Origin of the sequence: Aeromonas lusitana, from assembly GCF_002812985.1 — a bacterium.
GTDB lineage: Bacteria > Pseudomonadota > Gammaproteobacteria > Enterobacterales > Aeromonadaceae > Aeromonas > Aeromonas lusitana.
Genome location: NZ_PGCP01000018.1, coordinates 1 through 20,653, shown reverse-complemented (window position 1 = coordinate 20,653; position 20,653 = coordinate 1). Strand labels below are relative to the sequence as shown.

Annotated in this window: 19 protein-coding genes and 1 riboswitch; of the genes, 8 read left to right on the top strand and 11 right to left on the bottom strand. The window is 58.4% G+C overall.

Annotation, left to right across the window (positions count from 1 at the left end):
- Positions 1 to 12: 12 nt before the first annotated feature.
- Positions 13 to 666 (bottom strand): 3,4-dihydroxy-2-butanone-4-phosphate synthase, encoded by a 654-nt coding sequence (gene ribB, locus CUC44_RS12115; RefSeq protein WP_100860195.1) that lies wholly within the window; start codon positions 664 to 666, stop codon positions 13 to 15.
- Positions 667 to 777: 111 nt separating this feature from the next.
- A riboswitch (FMN riboswitch) is annotated at positions 778 to 936 on the bottom strand.
- A 250-nt stretch (positions 937 to 1,186) separates the two neighbouring features.
- On the opposite strand from ribB, the gene purU reads away from it, so the two are divergent.
- Positions 1,187 to 2,026 (top strand): formyltetrahydrofolate deformylase, encoded by an 840-nt coding sequence (gene purU / locus CUC44_RS12110; RefSeq protein WP_100860194.1) that lies wholly within the window; start codon positions 1,187 to 1,189, stop codon positions 2,024 to 2,026.
- 60 nt (positions 2,027 to 2,086) lie between these two features.
- On the opposite strand, the gene CUC44_RS12105 is transcribed toward purU, so the two are convergent.
- Together CUC44_RS12105 and cls are read right to left on the bottom strand one after the other, a co-directional pair.
- Positions 2,087 to 3,361, bottom strand: a complete 1,275-nt coding sequence (locus CUC44_RS12105) for a DUF945 family protein (RefSeq protein ID WP_100860193.1) — start codon at positions 3,359 to 3,361, stop codon at positions 2,087 to 2,089.
- 119 nt (positions 3,362 to 3,480) lie between these two features.
- Complete coding sequence (gene cls, locus CUC44_RS12100; protein WP_100860192.1) at positions 3,481 to 4,962, bottom strand: cardiolipin synthase; 1,482 nt, start codon at positions 4,960 to 4,962, stop codon at positions 3,481 to 3,483.
- Between the two features lie 96 nt (positions 4,963 to 5,058).
- Between cls and CUC44_RS12095 the strand changes: the two genes are divergently transcribed.
- Positions 5,059 to 5,601 (top strand): YceB family lipoprotein, encoded by a 543-nt coding sequence (locus tag CUC44_RS12095; protein ID WP_100860191.1) that lies wholly within the window; start codon positions 5,059 to 5,061, stop codon positions 5,599 to 5,601.
- 1 nt (position 5,602) lies between these two features.
- Here CUC44_RS12095 and CUC44_RS12090 read toward each other — a convergent pair whose 3' ends face one another.
- The gene (locus tag CUC44_RS12090) at positions 5,603 to 6,043 is read right to left on the bottom strand and encodes a GNAT family N-acetyltransferase (RefSeq protein ID WP_167388891.1); all 441 of its coding nucleotides are present in this window, start codon (positions 6,041 to 6,043) and stop codon (positions 5,603 to 5,605) included.
- 475 nt (positions 6,044 to 6,518) lie between these two features.
- Here CUC44_RS12090 and CUC44_RS12085 point away from each other — a divergent pair, with 475 nt between their 5' ends.
- The 3 genes from CUC44_RS12085 (at position 6,519) to CUC44_RS12075 (ending at position 10,152) form a co-directional block, all read left to right on the top strand.
- On the top strand, positions 6,519 to 7,676 hold the full coding sequence (locus tag CUC44_RS12085) for a M23 family metallopeptidase (RefSeq protein ID WP_100860190.1): 1,158 nt from the start codon (positions 6,519 to 6,521) through the stop codon (positions 7,674 to 7,676).
- Between the two features lie 180 nt (positions 7,677 to 7,856).
- Positions 7,857 to 9,254, top strand: a complete 1,398-nt coding sequence (locus CUC44_RS12080; protein ID WP_167388885.1) for an alpha-amylase family protein — start codon at positions 7,857 to 7,859, stop codon at positions 9,252 to 9,254.
- Between the two features lie 142 nt (positions 9,255 to 9,396).
- Positions 9,397 to 10,152, top strand: coding sequence for a lytic transglycosylase domain-containing protein (locus CUC44_RS12075; protein ID WP_167388890.1), 756 nt, complete (start codon positions 9,397 to 9,399; stop codon positions 10,150 to 10,152).
- 195 nt (positions 10,153 to 10,347) lie between these two features.
- Here CUC44_RS12075 and aqpZ read toward each other — a convergent pair whose 3' ends face one another.
- From aqpZ to CUC44_RS12060, 3 genes are all read right to left on the bottom strand, one after another.
- Entirely contained in the window at positions 10,348 to 11,034 is a 687-nt protein-coding gene (aqpZ, locus tag CUC44_RS12070; protein ID WP_100860188.1) for an aquaporin Z, read from the bottom strand.
- Positions 11,035 to 11,318: 284 nt separating this feature from the next.
- Positions 11,319 to 11,840, bottom strand: coding sequence for a crossover junction endodeoxyribonuclease RuvC (gene ruvC, locus CUC44_RS12065; RefSeq protein WP_100860187.1), 522 nt, complete (start codon positions 11,838 to 11,840; stop codon positions 11,319 to 11,321).
- Positions 11,841 to 12,112: 272 nt separating this feature from the next.
- Positions 12,113 to 13,021: a Gfo/Idh/MocA family protein gene (locus tag CUC44_RS12060; protein ID WP_100860186.1), complete on the bottom strand. Its 909-nt coding sequence runs from the start codon at positions 13,019 to 13,021 to the stop codon at positions 12,113 to 12,115.
- Between the two features lie 160 nt (positions 13,022 to 13,181).
- Here CUC44_RS12060 and CUC44_RS12055 point away from each other — a divergent pair, with 160 nt between their 5' ends.
- A complete protein-coding gene (locus CUC44_RS12055; RefSeq protein ID WP_100860185.1) occupies positions 13,182 to 13,685 on the top strand; it encodes a DinB family protein in 504 nt (167 codons plus the stop codon).
- Between the two features lie 35 nt (positions 13,686 to 13,720).
- Here CUC44_RS12055 and CUC44_RS12050 read toward each other — a convergent pair whose 3' ends face one another.
- Entirely contained in the window at positions 13,721 to 13,948 is a 228-nt protein-coding gene (locus tag CUC44_RS12050; RefSeq protein ID WP_100860184.1) for a hypothetical protein, read from the bottom strand.
- Between the two features lie 578 nt (positions 13,949 to 14,526).
- Between CUC44_RS12050 and CUC44_RS21000 the strand changes: the two genes are divergently transcribed.
- Both CUC44_RS21000 and CUC44_RS20995 read left to right on the top strand, forming a co-directional pair.
- Positions 14,527 to 15,090: a hypothetical protein gene (locus tag CUC44_RS21000; protein WP_157812784.1), complete on the top strand. Its 564-nt coding sequence runs from the start codon at positions 14,527 to 14,529 to the stop codon at positions 15,088 to 15,090.
- Between the two features lie 775 nt (positions 15,091 to 15,865).
- Positions 15,866 to 16,189 (top strand): hypothetical protein, encoded by a 324-nt coding sequence (locus CUC44_RS20995; protein WP_157812783.1) that lies wholly within the window; start codon positions 15,866 to 15,868, stop codon positions 16,187 to 16,189.
- Positions 16,190 to 16,538: 349 nt separating this feature from the next.
- Here CUC44_RS20995 and CUC44_RS12045 read toward each other — a convergent pair whose 3' ends face one another.
- The 3 genes from CUC44_RS12045 to CUC44_RS12035 all read right to left on the bottom strand — a co-directional run.
- Positions 16,539 to 19,001, bottom strand: a complete 2,463-nt coding sequence (locus CUC44_RS12045; protein ID WP_100860299.1) for a YgiQ family radical SAM protein — start codon at positions 18,999 to 19,001, stop codon at positions 16,539 to 16,541.
- A gap of 127 nt (positions 19,002 to 19,128) precedes the next feature.
- On the bottom strand, positions 19,129 to 19,518 hold the full coding sequence (locus CUC44_RS12040) for a hypothetical protein (RefSeq protein ID WP_100860183.1): 390 nt from the start codon (positions 19,516 to 19,518) through the stop codon (positions 19,129 to 19,131).
- 97 nt (positions 19,519 to 19,615) lie between these two features.
- The coding region (locus CUC44_RS12035; RefSeq protein ID WP_157812782.1) for an efflux RND transporter permease subunit at positions 19,616 to 20,653 on the bottom strand (1,038 nt) is incomplete at its 5' end.

The following is a 20,653-nucleotide window of genomic DNA, read 5'->3' as shown; positions in this document are numbered from 1 at the left end:
TTCGTATGAAGCTCAGGCTGAACGTTCTGCCAACAATTGACGGTATTGGACCAGATCTTCAATAGTCAACACCGGCATCTGGTGCTTGCGACCAAACTCGACCAAGTCAGGCAGGCGAGCCATGGAGCCATCGGCCTTGGTCAGCTCGCACAAGACCCCGAACGGTTTGAGCCCCGCCAGCTGCATCAGATCGACAGTGGCTTCGGTATGGCCGCGACGAGTCAGCACGCCGCCGGTACGGGCACGCAGCGGGAAGACATGACCCGGGCGATGCAGATCGGACGGACGGGCACCGTCGGCAATAGCAGCTCGAATAGTGGTAATGCGATCGGCGGCAGAAACACCCGTGGTGACCCCTTGCGCCGCTTCTATGGTCACGGTGAAGGCGGTCTGATAGTGGCTGGAGTTCGCCTCTACCATCATGGGCAGCTCCAGCTGGCGGACTCGCTCGTCGGTCAGGCAGAGGCAGACGATGCCGGAGCACTCGCGGATCATCATGGCCATCTGTTCGTTGGTCATGTTTTCTGCGGCGAAGATGAGATCCCCTTCGTTCTCGCGGTCTTCATCATCGGCCACCAGCACGCCACGCCCGGCACGCAATGCGGCCAGTGCAGTTTCAACGCGGGCAATGGGATCACCAAATTCACTGAGTAGAGACTGATTCATGGTAAGACTCCTAAATAAGACAAGGACCAGAATCAGGGCATGGAAAGGCAGACAGCAGACAGAAGTAGGCATGCGGCAGCCAGCCCGCAAGGGCCTGACTGGCAAACTCTGTCTTATCCTCTTTCATCCGGACTATGACCGTCGGCTCCGGCATCTCACCGGATCTGCTGACCCCGACCAGAGACTGAACCCCGGTCGGGCGCTCGCGGGCTCCCCGAGTCAGATCGGGATACCGCCGGTGGGGAATTTCACCCCGCCCTGAGAATAAGCGCAGACAGCGTAAAGAAAAAAAGCGCGGGATACCAGCCTAAAACCCATCAAAGATTGAGAGTTCTCTTCACCAGTCCCCACCGGAGCCAAGTTGTGGCAAGGGCGCACGGCGCGCTGTCCTTTCTGATTTTGTTTGTGGCATATTGCCGAGAAAAGTACCCGAAAAATAACGAGCCTGACCACTGGCCAGAAGAAACACGCGACCCGAGCAGACTCAGGCGCCAACATCACAAACGGAATCATGACAGAGATGGAAAAGAAAATACTGCTGACGGATTGTCCCGACGCCAAGGGCCTCATCGCCAAGATCACCAACATCTGCTACAAGCATCAGCTCAACATCAACAAGAACGACGAGTTCGTGGATCACGAAAACGGCCGCTTCTTCATGCGCACCGAGCTGGAGGGTCGCTTCAACGACGAGACCCTGCTGGCGGATCTCGACGATGCCCTGCCGGTGGGGGCCCAGCGCCGCCTGGTCAAGGCAGGCAAGAAGCGGATCGTCATCCTGGTGACCAAGGAGACTCACTGCCTCGGCGACATCCTGATGAAGAATTACGCCGGCGCGCTGGACATGGACATAGTGGCGGTGATCGGCAACTACGACACCCTGGCCGAGCTCACCGGCAAGTTCGATATTCCCTTCCATGGCGTGAGTCATGAGGAGCTGAGCCGTACCGAGCACGAAGATCAGGTCCGCGCCATCATCGACAACTACCAGCCCGATTACGTGATCCTGGCCAAGTACATGCGGGTGCTGACCCCGAGCTTCGTGGCCGCCTATCCGCGCAAGCTCATCAACATCCACCACTCCTTCCTGCCCGCCTTCATCGGCGCCCGTCCCTATCGTCAGGCGTTCGATCGCGGGGTCAAGCTGATCGGCGCCACCGCCCACTTCGTCACCGACGATCTGGATGAAGGTCCCATCATAGAGCAGGACGTGATCCACGTCGGTCACACCTTCAGCGCCGATGACATGGCCAAGGCAGGGCGGGATGTGGAGAAATCGGTGCTGAGCCGGGCACTGGAGCTGGTACTGAACGAGCGGGTATTCGTCTACGGCAACAAGACTGTGGTCTTCAAGTCATAATCCCGTCACCAAAAAAGGCTCCCGAGGGAGCCTTTTTTTACACCTGCATTGTGTCTGCACTCATTGCAGCGGCAGGCCGTTGATGGTCACCATGCCCTTGTCGAGCTTGAACTCGGCTCCCAGCTGCGCCGGCTCGGCTTTGAGATAACCCTGCGCCGTGAACTGCGCCAGCATGGGATCCAGCTGCGGGACGGCCTTGCCCAGCTTGTCTCCCAGCTTGGCGTGCAGCAACCCGGACAGGGCATGCATGCCCTCGCTTCCCCCTTCACTGCCCATCAGCTGCGCCAGCGAGGTCGGTGCCAGCTTGGCCTCTCCCGTCATGCTGACGGGTTCGCCATTGAGCTTGGCACTGAGCTCGCTCAGCTGCAGGGTCGCGCCCCGTTGCAGCATCTTGTCCAGCGCCTGTTGAAGGGAGGCTTCATCCAGCTGCTGGCCACTGGCCGCTTGCAGCTCCTGATACCCTTCCAGATCCAGCCCTTTCAGATCCAGGTTCAGCTTGCCCTCGGTCACGGCCAGCTTGTCGCTCTCATTCTCCAGGCTGAGATTCGCGACCTTCACCTGATAGTTGCTGGAGATAGTCTGGGCATCATCCCCCGACAGCTGGGTCGAGGTGGTCAGCCCCTGCAGCGCGATCTTGGCACTCTCCGGCAGCGTCAGGGAGAAGGCCGACAGGGTTGCATCGCTGCGAGGAGAGAGCCAGACACCGCTGATCTCGGCCAGATCGGCGCTGCCCTTGAAATCCGCCAGCACCATGTCCATCTTGCTCTGGGCATCGTGCAAGGTGACGCCCTGCCACTGGAAGCTCATGTGGCCGTTGCCCTTCATATCGCCGCTGTAAGTACCGTTCATGGGCAAGAAGCTTATCTCGTTCATCCCCTCCTTGACCTTGAAGTCACTCAGCCAGAAGCGAGCGCTCTGGCTCTGGGTCAAGAGGCTGCTGGCCGATTCGAGGCCAAGCTGCCACTGCTGCATGCCAAGGGCGGTGAAGACGGGGGCCAGCGTCCCCTTGCCGGTATCGAGCAGCAAATGGCTCTTGATATAGAAGGGCAGTATACGGTTGTTGCTGTTGAGCTCCATTTCGATGGGCTCGCTCCCCGCCAATTGGGGATCCAGGCTCGCCATCGCCTGGGGTGTCACCACCACCTTGAGCACACCGTCACGGGTAAACAGGTTTTCACTGGAGGGGATCCAGCTCAGCTCGATGCCACTGTCCTGCTTCACCTTGGCGATCTCCTCGGCGAGGATCCGATCGAAGGTTTGTCCGGTATACCAGCAGGCTCCCAGCCCGCCCACCACCAATGCCGCACCCACGGCCAGGGCTAGTTTCTTTTTCATCGCGATTCTCTCTTCCTCATTCCCAATGGCGGGCGTATTGGCGCACTCTAAGGGGCAGACGGGGACACAGGCAAGCCCCTTACCGGTCAGGGGCCCATTATCTGCACTCGCTGCCGTATTTATAGCAAGGGGCTGAACAGGTAGAAGATGTTCTCCAGCAGCTTCTTGTACCAGGGGCGGGCCCGCCACTGGGCGAGCGACATGGGGGTGGCCTCCAGCATGTAGCCCTGCACCAGCTGGTTCATCTCGGCGACAAACACAGGGTTGTCGATGAGCAGGGTCACCTCGAAGTTGAGCCACAGACTGCGCCTGTCGAGATTGACCGTCCCCACCAGGGCAAAGTCGTCATCCACCAGCACGCTCTTGGTGTGCAGCAGGCCGGCATCGTAGCGATAGATCTCGACCCCGGATTCGAGCAACTCCTCCATAAAGGCGTTGCAGGCATGGTTCGCCATCAGGGAGTCGTTGCGCGCAGGCAACACCAGTTGCACCAATACGCCACGGGCAGCCGCGGAGGAGAGCGCCGCCGCCAAGGGATCGTCCGGCACGAAATAAGGCGTGGTCAACACCAGATGGTGGCGCGCCTGATAGATGGCCAGCAGCAAGCTCTGCTGGATGCAGTCACCACCGACGAAGGGGCCGGAGGGAATGAGCTGGGCGCGGTAGTTGGTCTGGGGCCAGGCTTCGGGTTCGTGCTGCAGGCTGTCGAGCAGCCGCTCCCCCGTCTCCATCTCCCAGTCCGAGACGAAGGTGGACCACATCAGCGGCACTACGGGCCCCTGCACCCGGATCATGATGTCGACCCACTGGCCGACCCCGGCGTCCTGTTTGAAGAAGCGGGGGTCCACCATGTTCATGGAGCCCGTGTACCCCACCCTGTCATCGATCACCACCAGCTTGCGGTGCATGCGCAGGTCCTGGCGCTGGAACGGGATACGCCAGGCCCCGACCGGCAGCACCTCCACCAGCTTGACCCCGGCCTTGCGCAGCCGCTTGGGCCAAGTCGAGCGGAAGAAGGCCTTGCTGCCGATGGAGTCGAGCAACACACGACAATCCACGCCGCGCTGCGCCACCTCGATCAGAGCCTCCCCCACAGCGTCCGCATGGCCGCCCGGGTGCCAGATGTAGAACTCCAGATAGCAGGATTGGGAAGAGTGGCGGATGTCGCGCACTATCTCCTGCAAGATGTCATCCGGCTTGTGCAGCAAGGTCATCCGGTTGCCGGAGAGCATGGGCATGGCCAGCCGTCCCTGGATGAGATCGTGCAGCGGCCGTGCCTTGCTGCTCACCTCGCAGCAGTGCTGGGGGAAGAGACGCGCCAGCTGGCGGATCCAGATGGCGTAAGGGCGATACATGGCCTGGGCCCGCTCAGCCCGCTTGCGACCCAGCCTGATCTCGCCAAACAGCACGTAGAAGCCGACCCCGGCAAAGGGGATGGCATAGATGAGGGCCAGCCAGGCCAATGAGACTCCGATGGGACGTCGCTTCATCACCACCCGCAGTGACACCCCCGCCACGATCACGGTGTGAAAGAAGAGCAGCAACCAGCCGAGAAAGCGGGAGAACAGCAGATGAATGTCGTATTCCAGACCGTCGAGCAAGGTGGCTCCTTGATGTCATGGTGAAATAGAGTGGGCAGATCCCACGGGGCCAGAATGGTATGCTGAGGGACAAACCCATTCTATCAGGTCGTTAGCATGATCCTGCAATCTATGCTGTTGAGTCTGGCCATGCTAGGTCAAGGCTCATATGACATCAATGAGCAACAGATAAATCAATACCTGCAATCCCAGGTCCAAGTGGATAAACAGCTGGAATTGCCCGGCATCATCAAGGCTCATATCCAGCTCGAGCAGAGCGATGTGCAGATCGGGCGCCAGGCACCGGACACGGCCCGGGTGTTTGGCAAGGGCAAGCTCAAAGTCGCCCTGCCGGATAATACCGAGTACGACGCCCTGCTGAACATGACCTATGAGGCCAGGCCCCGCTATGACAAGGCCCAGAGCGCGCTGTTTCTCGATAACATGAAGCTGATTGACTACAAGCTGGAGCCGGCGGCGGCGGAGCAGAAGTTTGGCTTCATGCTGAGGATGCTGCTTCAGAGCATGGAGAAGCGGCTGGAGACCCAGCCCGTCTACAAGCTGGATGACAAGGATCCCAACCAGGCTTGGCTCAAGGAGAATCTGCTGGGGGTGGAGCTGTCACCGGGCAAGATCCACCTGCTGACCAAGCCCCAATGAGTCAGTTGTAAATCGTGGGCGTGGCCTGACGCACCAGCAGCTCGATCTGGTAACCCTGTTCGCGCTGCTGGTGATAGAGGGTATGAAGCGGCCCATCCAGCTCGTGCAAGGAGAGATGGGCAAACCCCGCCTTGAGGTAGAACGGCTTCTCGAACGGCAGTGCATGGCAGACCACGGGCTTGTCCAGCAGGTCGTGGCAGGCACGCTGCAACAGACGAGAGCCCAGCCCCAATGACTGGTAATGAGGCAGCAGCCGAAAACCGCACAGATGGTAGTAATCCTGCTCATCGCGCAGGCGCACGGCGCCCACCAGCCAGTGAGCGTCGCGCACCACGAAGATCCGCTCGGCCAGGTCCGGCACATAGTGGGAAAAGGTCGTCTCGTAATAGTCCCTGATCAGGGAAAGATCCGCGTCGCAGTACTCTTCGAACGTGAGCTCCATCGCCCGCCGGTTGATCACACCCATGTCACTCTCGGCCACTCAGGCCCTCTCTTTTTTGCCTTTATTGTCCGATATTGCCTTACAGATCGGACCAGTTTGATGCATACAACAAAATAACACGCTTTTAACTTACAAAGAAGCCAATAGCCTGATGCCCATCACATTGTCACCTCGCCTTTTGGTGAGGAGTGGGTCAATCGGCCTCTTCATTGCCATGGCAGCCTGGATCATCCTACTCGCTTTACGGATCTATGCCATAGATGGGATCACAAGACTTTGATTTAGAATGGGAAAACATTAACGTAAATATTAATTAACAACCATTCCTATTATCAGCCCCCAAATAAAGATTCGTTCGAGTAGCAATTACTGCTTTTCCTTCTAGGGTAAGACCTTGGCATAGCCAGCGCTGTCGTGGCCAACACGGGAGTCATCCCGCCCGCATCTCAGGATGCCAAGTCACCAGGAGAAGAGCATGTTCAAGACGACCTCCCCCTTACTGATGCTGATGTTCCCCACCCTCGCCCTGACCGGGGATCTGCATGCCCCGTCCGCCCCTTATCAGTTCAGCAGCACGCAGCTGAGGGCGGACCATCGCCAGCACTTACCACTGGATGAGGCCCATTTCGTCTATGGCGAGGCCGCCATGGCGTTCGATCTGCACGATTTTCTGCTGCAGCAGGCACCGCATCTGCTGCCAAAGGAGGAGGTCATACTGCACTGGAGCGGCATCACCAGCCTCAACCCCCAGCTGCTGCTGGCGCTGATGGAAGCCGATAGCCAGCTCATCTCGGCACCGTCCAAACAGGCCATGGCGGCCCCCTTCGCCCAGCGGGTCAAGGCGCGAGGCTTTGACAAGCAGCTGGAACAGATGGCGCGCCAGCTCTCGGATCGCTTCTATCAGGCCAAGCACCAGCAGCAAGGCAAGCAATTGGCTCCCGCCCTCCCCCGCGACGATGCCCATCGCCTCGCCCTCGCCAGCCTGCTGGGTGAGCAGGAGCAGCAACAACTGACCGAGCAGTGGCGAACCCTGTTTGGGACCGATGCCCTGACCCGGGCCAGAGCATCGGCTGCCGCCGCCCCCTCCCCATTGGCCGCCGGCCAGTTCCAGCTGCCCTGGCGGCAGGGTTACAGCTGGAAGGTCAACGGCGCCCACTCCCACAGCGGCTCCGGCTACCCCTACTCCTCCATCGATGTCTCCTATGACTGGCCGGGCTGGGGCGGCGCCACCTACACGGTCACCGCCGCCAACAGCGGCACAGTCACCGTCTTCTCCCACTGCCAGCTCAGGATCACCGCTCCCAACGGCTGGGCCACCAACTACTACCACATGAGCGGTATCTCGGTGCGCAGTGGCGATTATGTGAATGCAGACAGCCCCATCGGCACCTATGCCAGCAACCGCAACGACGCCCTGTGCGAGGGGGGCTCCTCCACGGGCCCACACCTGCACTTCTCCCTGCTGCGTAACGGCGTCTATCAATCCCTGCAAGGGCAGCGCCTGAGCAGCTACGGGATCAATGTGGGCACCAGCAACTACGACGACAACTGCAACCGTTTCTGGCTGCAAAACAGCCGCAACAACCAGAAGGTCTGCGCCTGGCAGCCGGTCTACAACCATGGGCTCGACTAGCCAGCAGGTAACAGAAAAGACAGTAACGACAAGAGCTGGGTGGTTTTATGCAAGCCGTCACAAGTCCGTACGAGCCAGCTTGAGGATGCTCACAAAATCGCCGTGCCCTGATTGCCGTCAGCAAAGGCCAATGTGAGGCTCTGGGTGCCCATTCGGGCACCCAAACAAGGACAGACAATAATGAAAAACACAGCGGGAATACTGGCGATCGCAGGCATGCTGATCGCCCCACTGGCGCACGCCGACGTCATACTGCACGCCTTCAACTGGAAATACAGCGAGGTCACCGCCAAGGCCGACCTCATCAAGGGAGCGGGATACAAGCAGGTACTCATCTCGCCGCCCCTCAAGTCTTCGGGCAACGAGTGGTGGGCCCGTTATCAGCCCCAGGATCTGCGACTCGTCGACAGTCCGCTGGGCAACAAGCAGGATCTTGAGCAGCTGATCGCCGCCATGCAGGCCCGCGGCATCGCCGTCTATGCGGATGTGGTGCTCAACCACATGGCCAACGAGAGCTGGAAGCGCAACGACCTCAACTATCCTGGCACTGAACTGCTAGGACAATACGCTGCCAACCCTGATTACTACAGCAGACAACGACTGTTTGGTGACCTGGGGCAGAATTTACTGTCGGCGTCCGATTTCCACCCCGAGGGCTGCATCACCGATTGGAGCGATCCCGGCCATGTCCAGTACTGGCGCCTGTGTGGCGGCGCCGGCGACAAGGGGCTGCCGGATCTTGACCCCAACAACTGGGTGGTGAGCCAGCAACAAGCCTATCTCAAGGCGCTCAAGGGGATGGGGATCAAGGGCTTTCGGGTCGATGCGGTCAAGCACATGAGCGATTACCAGATCAACGCCGTGTTCACCCCCGAGATCAAGCAGGGCATGCACGTGTTTGGGGAGGTCATCACCACGGGGGGCGCCGGCAGCACGGATTACGAGCGCTTCCTCAAGCCCTACCTCGACAACAGCGGCCAGGGTGCCTATGACTTCCCGCTGTTCGCCTCCCTGCGCGGGGCGCTTGGCTATGGCGGCAGCATGAACCAGCTGGCGGATCCCGGCGCCTACGGCCAGGCCCTGCCGGGCAACCGGGCGGTCACCTTCGCCATCACCCACGACATCCCCACCAACGACGGCTTCCGCTACCAGATCCTGAACCAGACCGACGAGAAGCTGGCCTATGCCTATCTGCTCGGCCGGGATGGCGGCTCCCCCCTGGTCTATTCGGATCATGGCGAGACCCAGGACAAGGACGGCCTGCGCTGGCAGGACTACTACCTGAGAAGCGATCTCAAGGGGATGATCCGCTTCCACAACGCCGTGCAGGGTCAGCCCATGCAGCTCATCGGCAGCGGCGACTGCTTCGTGCTGTTCAAACGCGGCAAGCAGGGGCTGGTCGGCGTCAACAAGTGTGACTACGAGCAGGAGTACTGGCTCGACACCGCCAAGTTCGAGCTGAACTGGTATCGCAACTACAAGGACGTGCTGGATCAAAGTGCCGTCATCAATGTGCAGAGCCAGTGGGTGCGGGTCGCCATGCCGGCGCGCAGCGCCCGCCTCTGGCTGCTGGAATAAGCAGGCAAGTACTTGCCCGGGGCCGCCATCGCGCGGCCTCATTTTTTCGCGGCGTCCCCCACGGCGGGCTTGTTCTGCCTCGCCCCTGATGCTTTACTCAACGGGCGTCCAAGGCTTAAGGAGCAAGCCGTTGAAAGCATGGATCTTGCTGGGAGCCCTTCCCCTGATTTCCCTCTCTGTCTGGGGCCAGATGCCATCACCGGCCGAGGTGATGATCCTGACGACGGAGACCCCCCCCGCCATCACGGCCAAACCCGTGACCATAACGAAACCTGAGCCCGCCACCGTATCAGCCCCGGATCCCGAGCCTGAACTGGCCAAGACATCGGCGCCGCGCCAGATCCAGGTCTACAAGTCGGTGCAGAAGAACGGGGTCGTCCGCTACTCCGACATCATGCCGGATCAGGGCCACTACGAGCTCTTGCTGTTCAACGACTGCTACGCCTGCGATCCCGACTCCAAGGTCAACTGGCGCACCACTGGCCTCTTCCTCTACGACTACGCCAGCACCATCAAGGCGGCGGCCAAAACCTACAGCGTGGATCCCGCCCTCATCCGGGCACTTATTCACGCCGAATCCGCCTTCAACCCGCTGGCAGTCTCCCGCAAGGGGGCCATGGGACTGACCCAGTTGATGCCGGCCACCGCCCGCGAGCTCGGGGTCGGCAACGCCCTGCTGGCGGAGCAGAACATCTTCGGCGGGGTGAAATACCTGGCGGGCCTGCTCAAGCAGTACGACGGCAATATCTCTTTGGCCACCGCCGCCTATAACGCCGGCGCCGGCGCCGTGCAAAAACATGGCGGCATCCCGCCTTACGCCGAGACTCGCGCCTATGTGGAGCGGGTCAAGCTGCTGCACCAGCGCTACCGGGATATGTTGCACGCGCGGGGCCTGTAAGACATTCGCAAGCGGCAAGCCCGGCGCCATCCCTTCCACGAATGAAGACCCGCGCCTATGTGGGGCAGGTGCCCTAACTGTCCCGTATTCTCTGTGCTCTCCGTGGTCTGTCACGGCCTGCCCGATTTTCACTGCCCCAGAAAAACAAAACACGCCCGAGGGCGTGTCGATAGCACACGTTGACTGCGCAACGGCTTATTCCTTCGTGGCAAGCACGCGATAGGCCAAAGCACCCAGAATGCCACCGACAATCGGAGCCACCCAGAACAGCCACAGCTGGCCGATGGCCCAGTCGCCGACAAAGAGGGCAACCCCTGTGCTGCGCGCCGGGTTGACCGAAGTGTTGGTCACCGGGATGCTGATGAGGTGGATCAGGGTCAGGCACAGGCCGATGGCGATGGGGGCAAAACCGGCCGGTGCACGGCTGTCGGTGGCGCCCATTATGACGAACAGGAAGAAGCCGGTCATCACCACTTCACACACCAGAGCCGCCAGCAGGCTGTAACCACCGGGGGAGTGCTCGCCATAGCCGTTGGAGGCAAAACCGGCGCTCAAATCGAAACCGGCCTGGCCGCTTGCAATCACATAGAGCACGGCCGCCGCCGCTATACCACCCAGCACCTGGGAGACGATGTAGGGCAGCACGTTGGCGGCCGGGAAGCGGCCACCGGCCCACAGACCGACGGTGACGGCCGGGTTCAGGTGGCAACCTGAAATATGGCCGATGGCATAGGCCATGGTCAGCACGGTCAGGCCGAAGGCCAGGGCCACGCCCAGCAGACCAATCCCCACGTTCGGGAAAGCGGCGGCCAGCACGGCGCTGCCGCAGCCCCCCAGCACCAGCCAGAAGGTGCCCATAAACTCAGCTGCAAAAGGTTTCACTTCACAAATCTCCGATGATGACAGGACATGAGCACAGGCTCATACGGACACTGCTTTTCAGCAGGGGCACCATTATGGGAGCGGAGAATGGGAAGTCGAAGGGAAGCTGAACGCTCAAAAAATGTGACATGAGTCACAAGTGATTGATTAATGGGAATGAATACCGCCAATCCAAGCCCTTGTTCGCAAAGAGATTCTGGATGGGGTGCGACAGATAGTGACTCTATAGGGGGATGGCGCCGGAGCGACGCCGCGAGAGGGCTGCGCCTCCCGCAACATCAGGCTTAGCGATAGCGGCCGCGGGCTGAACCCGTCACCCGCCCGGCCATCCTGATCAGGCTCTGGTGGGTATGGAAGTGACAGAGCGCCACCCCGAGCGCATCCGCCGCATCCGCCTGAGGGGTGGCCGACAGCTTGAGCAGATGGGTCACCATGTGCTGCACCTGCTCCTTGGCGGCGCCGCCCGTGCCCACCACCGCCTGCTTGATCTGGGTCGCCGAGTATTCGCTGACCGGCAGCAGGGCGTTGACCGCCGCCACGATGGCGCTGCCCCTGGCCTGACCGAGCTTCAGGGCCGAATCCGCGTTGCGCGCCATAAAGACTCGCTCGATGGCGAATTCGTCCGGTTTGAACTGAGTGATGATCTCGCTCACCCCGTCGTAGACTTGCTTGAGGCGTGACGGCAGCTCGCCCAGATCGGTGCGGATACAGCCCGAGCCCAGGTACTCCGCCTTGCCGGAGACGATGCGGATGACGCCGTAGCCGGTGATCCGCGAACCCGGATCTATCCCTAGAATAATGCTCATGCCTGCTCCGCCTGACTCGGCGGGAGGCGGCTCACGCCGTCATCGCCGGTGATCCGGGAGCCCGGATGGATGCCCAAAATAATGCTCATAGACTCGCTGCTGTGCTTAACGCTGTGACTGCCGCCAAGATAGCAAACAAGCCGGCGCTTGGCTCGCACGGCGGGCACCCACCCCTGCCGACTGCGCAGGGATCCGTCATCCTGTACAGTGCTCTGGCCATTCCTTCGCCTATCCGGCCCACAAGAACAGACGCGGCAGGCCCCAGACAGGGCTTATTCCCCCGCCAGGGCCACCAGTCGTTCAGCCAAGTGATGGCTCTGCAGATAGCTCTCAATCAGCGCCCCATCGGCGCGGCCCGCCTCTATCTGCCCATACCAGTGATCGAGCATAGCCACGAAGCCCCGGCTCGCCAGCACTGGCTGCCAGTCGTCCGGTGCCAGGGTCTGCTGGGCTTTGTCCCGCGCAAGGGTGCCACGAGTGCAGTTCTCGATATGCAGGGAGAGGTTGTCGCCATAGGCGTCGATGCGCTCCTCGGTGATGCCGGCGCTGCGATTCATGCTGCCGCTCACCGCCGTCTGCCCGCTCTGCCAGGCCACACTCACTCCGGCCAGCAGCTCGGGCTGCTGGGTACTGCGCCTCAGCACCGCATGAAGATCCCCACTCGGAGCACCGCCATAGAAGCAGAGGCTGTCGAGCACATGGATGCAGTCGTCGAACAGGAACTGGCGCGACAACCCTGGCAGGGCATGCCTGTGTTTCTGCCAATGGAGCTCGGTAAGCGGCTCGCCACGGGCCGCGCTCATGGCGGGCAGATAGCGGCGGTTGAAGCCCACAAACAGCGGGCAATCCTTAGCGATGGCGAGATTGGCTAGCGCCTCCACCTCGGCGTAATCAAAGCAGAGCGGCTTGTCGACAAAGGTGGGAATACCCGCTTGCAGGCACTGGCGGGCCAGCGCGAAGTGCACAGCAGTGGCGGCGTGGATCATCACGGCGTCCGGGCGGCTCTCGAGCAGCGCCTCCACCTCGGTGAAGCACTCGACAATGCGGTACTGGCGGGCCAATTTGCCGAGCACCTCTGGGCTGCGGGTACAGAGCAGCGGGGTGACCCGCTCGTCGCTCGCGAGCAGCGGCAGATAAGCCTTCTGGGCGATATCACCTAGGCCGATCAGGGCAATGCGCATGGGAACTCCTTGTCATGAGTGCGATGGCACAGGGTAACATCTCACTCGCACCGGGCACATCCGATGGACTGCACGCAGGCCTCGTCAGGTGGGGGAGTTTCCTTGCTGGCTCCATCTGGCTAAGATGCCAGCTTCACGCGATACGCTATCAAGGAAGAACATGAGCAATTCGACCCTTCACTCTCTGTTTCGCTACAAGGCCTGGGCCGACGGCGAACTGCTGGATGCCCTCGCCACCCAGGACCCGCAGCAAGATCCCGAGGCACACCACAATGCCCTTCGCATCTTCAACCATATCCATGTTGTCGATGCCATCTTCAAGGGCAATCTGCTGGGGGAACCCCACGGCTTCAGTGCCACCAATACTCCCGAGACGCCGACCCTGGCGGCGCTGCGCAGTGCCATCGGCACACTGGATGCCTGGTATCTGGATTACGTTGCGAGCCTGAGTCAAGCAGATGGCGAGGCCCTGCTCTCGTTCAACTTTGTGGACGGGGACAGGGGGCAGATGAGCCGCGAGGAAATGCTGCTGCATCTGGTGACTCACGGTGGTTATCACAGGGGGGCTATCGGGCGAATCTTGGTGCAGTGCAGCATTACGCCGCCGCGCGATACCCTGACCACCTTCCTGCATCGCAGCGAACCCGAACGCCGCGGCGGCTAAGCAACAAACAAAACAAGGGCGGCCCATGTCGCCCTCTACTCTGGAGATTTGGCCTGCACCCTGACATCCAGCCACTTGCCCACCCTGGCACCCAGCTCGGAGCAGACCAGCGCCGTCACTGCGGCCCAGAGCATCTGGCTGCCATCAAAGCCCGCCTGCTTTTCAAACAAGATTGGCACCAGCAAATTGAAGCCAATGATCCCGAGCAGCAGCCCAAGGCCGCTGCCCACCTTCTCCCCGCGGGATCGCACTTTTAACGCCATTTGATTGCTCCTGTTGGAGTGAGATAAAGGGGCACCTATCACTCCTGCCGACATACCCGGCAAGATAACAAAGCATCCTCCAATGGGGACAGCCATCTTTTGGGGTGATGAAAATAGCCACATATGCCCTTTCAAATCCATTTGCTGATCTAGTTCAAAAAACTATGAGATTCTGATGGGTTACATCATTTTAAGGCTCGCGCAGGCAGTTTAATTTCGCTTACCATAGCCGTCCAGAACCTGTTTAACTTTGATGGGTTACTGCCAGCGCGGGTAATGGAGCATATTGGAAGCTGTAATCCACGAACGGTAGCGTGAGATTAGGTAGCGCAACGCCTTGCTCAGGAAGGCGGGTGCCCCATATATGTTTTTGTGGGTGAAGCAAGATTGTTTTTAAATAATAAACCAGCGTTCCTCGGATAACTTCATTCACCAACTAAAGACTCTACAATCAGATACTACAAATGAAGCGAGCTTGCAAGTCGACTAACAATACGCTAAAAACGCCCATTTCATTCACTGGGGCGGCGTGACGCAGCCCCTTAGCTTAAATGTGAAAAATACCCAAGGGATATTGTATGAAAATCCGTAATTTTTTGGTGTCACTACCGCTAGTATTTATTTCGACTGGGTGCAGTACTATAAATTACACTGAGCCTAAAACTGGTGATCTATCACGAGTTCGTTTCGCCACAAACGAAACTGCTGTGATAGTTATACGAGCCTATGAAACTACAGAATGCACTAGTGAAACTGAATGGATGCGACTAAGAAACGGTATGTTAATAAACAGCAGTCCAAAATCTCTAGGAATACCATTACAGAATTACAATAGGAATGCATTTAAAGAATTTTACATCTCATCTAATACAGAGAAAGTTGTTATGTTTGTCGGTACATCTTCAACAGGCAATAAATTGTTTTCATGTGGAGTTCCGTTAAACTTGAAGTTTTTGGAAAAGAATAAAGATTATGAGTTATTTTACCAACTTGATGTTAATAGCTGTTCAGTAACAGCAAGTGAAATTCAAAAGTCGCCTTCAGGTGAAATCATTAAAAAGAAATTAAAAGATTACTCAAATAGTCAAGAAGGGTTTGGTGAGGCGTGCGTGGCATTATTTAAAAAGCAGCGATTGTATTAATATTCACAGGTCTTTCCATACTCTGGAACACCCATCTCATTCTATAGCCGTATACAGTATCTAGATAATTTTGGTGAGTGTTCCATTTCATCCTAAATGTTGTCTTCTAACATGGTTAATGAATGATTAACCTTGGCATAGAAAATATATGTGCCCTAGTTAAGGGGGTATCGAAACACCAAATAATATTAGTAGTGTCGTTTAAATCACACTGATGCTGCCGGCACTTGGAGGACTAGCATAGCTAAAAAATTTAAAGTAAGTCAATATGTAATCAAACATCTTATTTGAACTGTAGCTTCAACAAAACATTGCCATATATAATTCTCTTTCCATTATTTCATAAAAATTGATGGCAACGACTTGTTACTTCCAGTTCAGCGTAAACCGCTCTCTTAAAATAGCATGACTAGCATAATAAAATTGGGGGGAAGTTTTGAATTTTAGGGTTATTAAGTGGAATTCGATCGGCACTTTTGGTACCTTTCTGATCGCATTAACGGCATTTTTTAGGCCAGACATAGAAGCACTAATAAAGTGGTAATAATGTCGTCGCAACACTTACACATGAATTTGTATTTAATCATCGCATCGGTGTTTTATGGGTATTACCTTGGATTGGCATTAAAAATGAAGGTGCTAAAAGCATAGATATTCGTGAAATTCCTATCTATCTATCTATCTATCTATCTATCTATCTATCTATCTATCTATCTATCTATCTATCTATCTATCTATCTATATTATAAATCCTGACAGAAAAGTTATTAAGCTCATGGGTTACTCATACATTAATCGTGCTTTTGGCGATGCTGATTACTTCCCCTGGACAACACTTACTCTTAAGCCTGACCAACGTTGGGTTGATAGAATTAATTTTCGCGAATCACTAGATCAAATATCAGAAGAGAAGTTTCGCTCAATTATTGCCGAATTAGGAGAGCATTGGGGAGGACTAGATTTACAGACCTTCCTTGAAAGTATCACAGGTAAGATGACGATAAGAAATGATAATAACAAGCTATTACATGAGTCTAAAAATTCTTCAAAGAAAACTTTAAACTTACACATGGCCATTATGAAATGTTACTTGTTTTAAAATCAGATGAAAATTAAATAATAACAAGTTATGCATATGAACTGACACTATTTGAAAGCACTATTAGCTCTTTAGAAAAAAGAGTTGATGATTATTTTAACTCATCAAAATCACTCTTTGATGGATCACTTCTTACATCAATACCCCTCATTCCTATTGAGAGTAAAAGTGAGATAAACGAAATAATTAAATACATCAATCCATGACTTAACAAGGAAAATATATTCACATTAACTTCAGTGAAATGTAGCTTATTAGTTGTGGTATTTATTTTCATATTTGTATTTACTAATAAAAAGGCAACCATCCGGTCGCCTTTTTATTTCTATCGCTTTCCAATCAGGAAAACTCACCGCGCCGGTCGCTTGGCTGCCCCGCCTTTTGCTGAGGGCTTGCCACCCTGGGCTGCCGGTTTGGCGGTGCCAGCACGGCTGGGCGCCTTGCCATTTTGGGCAGGTTTACCCTGTCCGGCCGCTTTGCCCTGACCAGCACCTTGGGCTGAGGGTTTGCCGCTGGCACCCGTTCCTTTACCAAACGGACTACCAACCGGTTTGCCGCTACCCGCCTTGCCGCCCTTGTTGGCTGGAGCTTCGCTACGAGCCCCCTTATTGCCTTGCGAGGCGGCAGCTGAGGTGCCCTGTGCGGCAGCACCTTTACCCGCAACAGCAGCGCCTTTACCGGCAGCAGCCTTGCCAGCCCCATTGCTGCGCTGATGGGTGATGGCACTGTGTCGGGTCAACGCAGGCTTGAGGCCCTTGTTGCGGCTGCGCTCGGCCTTGGCCTCGCCGCGCCCTTCCGGCGGCACCAGGCAGTCGGGGCCATTGCCGATAAGGTAGCCCTTGCCCATTTCCTGCAGGGCTTCGCGGATCATGGGCCAGCCAGCCGGATCGTGATAGCGCAGCAGCGCCTTGTGCAGGCGACGACGGCGCTCACCCTTGACCACGAACACGTCCCCGCCCTGGCGGCTCACCTTGTTGAGGGGGTTTTTCTCGGTGTAATACATGGTGGTGGCGTTCGCGAGCGGCGACGGGTAGAAGTTCTGTACCTGATCGAGCTTGAAGCGGTTCGTTTTTACCCAGAGCGCCATGTTCACCATGTCCTCATCAGTCGTGCCCGGATGGGCCGAGATGAAGTAGGGGATCAGGTACTGCTGCTTGCCCGCCTCTTTGGAATACTTGTCGAACAGCTCCTTGAAGCTGTAGTAGCTGCCCATGCCCGGCTTCATCATCTTGGAGAGCGGCCCCTCCTCGGTGTGCTCCGGCGCGATCTTGAGGTAGCCGCCGACGTGATACTTGGCCAGCTCCTTGATGTAGCGCGGATCTTCCACCGCGATGTCATAGCGCACCCCGGAGGCGATCAAAATCTTCTTGATGCCCTTCACATCCCGCGCCTTGCGATAGAGGTCGATGGTCGGGGTATGGTCGGTGTCCATGTGCGGGCAGATGGTCGGCCAGACGCAGGAGGCGCGACGGCAGGTCTGCTCGGCCTTGGGGCTCTTGCAACGCAGCTTGTACATGTTGGCGGTGGGGCCGCCGAGATCCGAGATGACGCCGGTAAAGCCCGGCACCTTGTCGCGGATCTCTTCGATTTCTTTGATGATCGACTCTTCCGAGCGGCTCTGGATGATGCGCCCTTCGTGCTCCGTGATGGAGCAGAAGGAGCAGCCGCCGAAGCAGCCACGCATGATGTTGACCGAGGTCTTGATCATCTCGTAGGCCGGGATCTTCTCGTTGCCATAGGCCGGGTGCGGCACCCGCTGGTACGGCAGGCCGAACACGCCATCCATCTCGTCGGTCTCGAGCGGGAAGGCTGGCGGGTTGACCCAGATGATGCGATCGCCGTGGGCCTGGGAGAGCGCGCGGGCGCAGCCGGGGTTGGTCTCGTGGTGCAGGATGCGCGACGCATGGGCGTAGAGCACCTTGTCCTCTTTTACCCGCTCGAACGCCGGCAGCTTCACATAGGTTTTCTCCCAAGGCTTCTGCTTGGGCGGCTGCACCAGCACGGGCTTGGCTTCCTGCTCCACCGGCGCAGTCCCTTCGTCGTCCGAGCAGGGCGCCCCTTCCATATAGGGATTCATGATGGGATCGATGCGGCCGATCTGATCCAGCTTGCTGGAATCCACCCCGCGCCACTCCGGCAGCGGCTCCTTGCGGATCACTGCGGTGCCACGGATGTCCTGCATGGTCTCCATGGTCTCGCCATTGGCGATGCGGTGCGCCACCTCGATCAGCGGCCGCTCGGCGTTGCCGTAGATGAGGATGTCGGCCTTGGCGTCGATCAGGATGGAGCGGCGTATGGTCTCGGACCAGTAGTCGTAGTGAGCGATACGGCGCAGGGACGCCTCTATGCCGCCGATGACCACAGGGACCTCCTTGAAGGCCTCCTTGCAGCGCTGGGTATAGACCAGGGTCGCTCTGTCCGGCCGCTTGCCGCCCACGTCGCCGGGGGTGTAGGCGTCGTCGTGGCGCAGCTTCTTGTCCGAGGTGTAGCGGTTGATCATGGAGTCCATGTTGCCCGCAGTCACCCCGTAGAAGAGGTTCGGCTTGCCCAGACGCATAAAGTCATCCTTCGATGACCAGTCCGGCTGGGCGATGATGCCGACCCGAAAGCCCTGGGATTCCAGCATGCGGCCGATGACCGCCATGCCGAAGCTCGGGTGATCCACATAGGCGTCGCCGGTCACCAGCACGATGTCGCAGCTGTCCCAGCCGAGCTTGTCCATCTCCTTGCGAGACATGGGCAAGAAGGGCGCCGTGCCGTAGCACTCGGCCCAGTAGCGGGGATAGGAGAAGAGAGGGGTAACCGGCTGCATTTTGAACACCTGGAACAATTCGGGTCGCGCATTATACCGGCAGAGCAGAGCGGGGGCGATGGCTTTTTGCCCCCACTATTCGCAGGGTAAGCTCGGAAACAAGGGGTCCCCGCTCAGGTTTCCTGGCTCATCTCGGCGAGAAGCGCTGGCTCAGCGGGCGAGCCATCAGGAAACGGTGCAGATGGCGCTGCAGCAACTGGCGGCCTCCCAGCAGGCACCAGATAAATGCGGGGATCAGAAAGACGGGATGGGTCGAGAGGCGCAGCATCAGCACACCGAGCAGGATCAGGGCGAAGGGACGGCACTCATAGAGCCAGTGGGGCCAATCCCGCTGATGGGGCTGGCGCTGCTTGTCCTGGCGCCTGTGATGGCCGCGCCTAAACCAGATGAGGGAGCCGGCGAGATACAAGGCCAGCCCGGCCAGCAGCAGGGCCGGCCGATCGGCTAGCCCCAACAAGGATAAACCGCCGCCCAGATAGACAAAGGGCAGCGGTTCATAGATAGCGGATGGCAGCATGGTAGAGGGTCTCAGGGTTGCACTGGCCACATAATAACCAGCACAACCCTGCCCGCCATCCTCTTTTACATCCCTTTTCCCAGATGGGGGACCTGCACTAGGCGGCTGGCTTGTCCCTCGTCTGTGGGCTGGCCTCGGGGGACGGGCTGACGTCGGGGGTTGGCGCTGCGATGGCGGCATCCGCGGCCAGCGCCTCTTCCACCAGCCGATCCCGAGCCCCCGTCATGCCCGCTCGCTTGGCCAGCAGGTGGTAGATGGCCGGCACCATCAGCAGGGTCACCAGGGTCGCCAAGGAGAGGCCGAAGAACACCACTGTCCCCACGGCCATCCGGCTCTCGTAACCGGCCCCCATGGAGACCATCAGGGGCACGGCCCCTATGATGGCGGTGAGGGAGGTCATCAGTATGGGGCGCAGGCGGCGCACCGAGGCGGCTATGATGGCCTCCTCGAACACCTCGCCACGCTGGCGCAGCTGGTTGATGAACTCCACGATCAGAATGCCGTTCTTGGTCACCATGCCGATCAGCATGATCATGCCGATCTGGCTGTAGATGCTGAGCTCCTGCCCCGTCAGCCAGAGGCCCAGCAGGCCGCCGAAGATACCGAGCGGTACCGTCACCATCACCACGGTCGGGGTCATCAGACTCTCGAATTGCGCCACCAGCACCAGGTAGACCACCAACAGGGCCAGGCCGAACACCAGCGCCATCTCCCCCTGATTGTCGCGATAGTCCTTGGAGTCACCGGCGTAGTCCACCGACATGCCGGCGGGCAGATGCTCTGCGGCCCAGCCGTCGAGGAAGTCGAGCGCCTCCCCCAGGGTGTGGCCGGGGGCCACGTCCGCGGTGAGGGCGATGGCCTTCTGGCGCTGGTAGTGGTTGAGTCGCTGGGGGCTCGCCACCTGCTTGACGGTGGCCAGCGTCGAGAGGCTCACCATCTCGCCGCTGGCGGCTTTCAGATAGATGCGGCTCACATCCGAGATGCCGTTGAAATCGTTCTGATTGGCGCGCAGATAGACGTCATACTCCTCCCCCCTGTCCACATAGGTGGTCTGGCTGACCCCGCCGAGCAGGGCCTGCAGGGAACTCGCCACGGTCGAAACCGGGATGCCGAGCTGGCTGGCCCTGTCTCTCTC

Excerpts from the sequence above, each read along its gene's own strand:
- CUC44_RS12085 (WP_100860190.1), top strand. The coding sequence starts at position 6,519 with ATGTTCAAGACGACCTCCCCCTTACTGATGCTGATGTTCCCCACCCTC.
- CUC44_RS12090 (WP_167388891.1), bottom strand. The coding sequence starts at position 6,043 with ATGGAGCTCACGTTCGAAGAGTACTGCGACGCGGATCTTTCCCTGATC.
- CUC44_RS12055 (WP_100860185.1), top strand. The coding sequence starts at position 13,182 with ATGAGCAATTCGACCCTTCACTCTCTGTTTCGCTACAAGGCCTGGGCC.
- purU (WP_100860194.1), top strand. The coding sequence starts at position 1,187 with ATGGAAAAGAAAATACTGCTGACGGATTGTCCCGACGCCAAGGGCCTC.
- CUC44_RS20995 (WP_157812783.1), top strand. The coding sequence starts at position 15,866 with ATGGGTTACTCATACATTAATCGTGCTTTTGGCGATGCTGATTACTTC.
- CUC44_RS12095 (WP_100860191.1), top strand. The coding sequence starts at position 5,059 with ATGATCCTGCAATCTATGCTGTTGAGTCTGGCCATGCTAGGTCAAGGC.
- CUC44_RS12040 (WP_100860183.1), bottom strand. The coding sequence starts at position 19,518 with ATGCTGCCATCCGCTATCTATGAACCGCTGCCCTTTGTCTATCTGGGC.
- ruvC (WP_100860187.1), bottom strand. The coding sequence starts at position 11,840 with ATGAGCATTATTCTAGGGATAGATCCGGGTTCGCGGATCACCGGCTAC.
- CUC44_RS12105 (WP_100860193.1), bottom strand. The coding sequence starts at position 3,361 with ATGAAAAAGAAACTAGCCCTGGCCGTGGGTGCGGCATTGGTGGTGGGC.
- CUC44_RS12045 (WP_100860299.1), bottom strand. The coding sequence starts at position 19,001 with ATGCAGCCGGTTACCCCTCTCTTCTCCTATCCCCGCTACTGGGCCGAG.
- CUC44_RS12080 (WP_167388885.1), top strand. The coding sequence starts at position 7,857 with ATGAAAAACACAGCGGGAATACTGGCGATCGCAGGCATGCTGATCGCC.
- CUC44_RS12060 (WP_100860186.1), bottom strand. The coding sequence starts at position 13,021 with ATGCGCATTGCCCTGATCGGCCTAGGTGATATCGCCCAGAAGGCTTAT.
- CUC44_RS12050 (WP_100860184.1), bottom strand. The coding sequence starts at position 13,948 with ATGGCGTTAAAAGTGCGATCCCGCGGGGAGAAGGTGGGCAGCGGCCTT.
- ribB (WP_100860195.1), bottom strand. The coding sequence starts at position 666 with ATGAATCAGTCTCTACTCAGTGAATTTGGTGATCCCATTGCCCGCGTT.
- CUC44_RS21000 (WP_157812784.1), top strand. The coding sequence starts at position 14,527 with ATGAAAATCCGTAATTTTTTGGTGTCACTACCGCTAGTATTTATTTCG.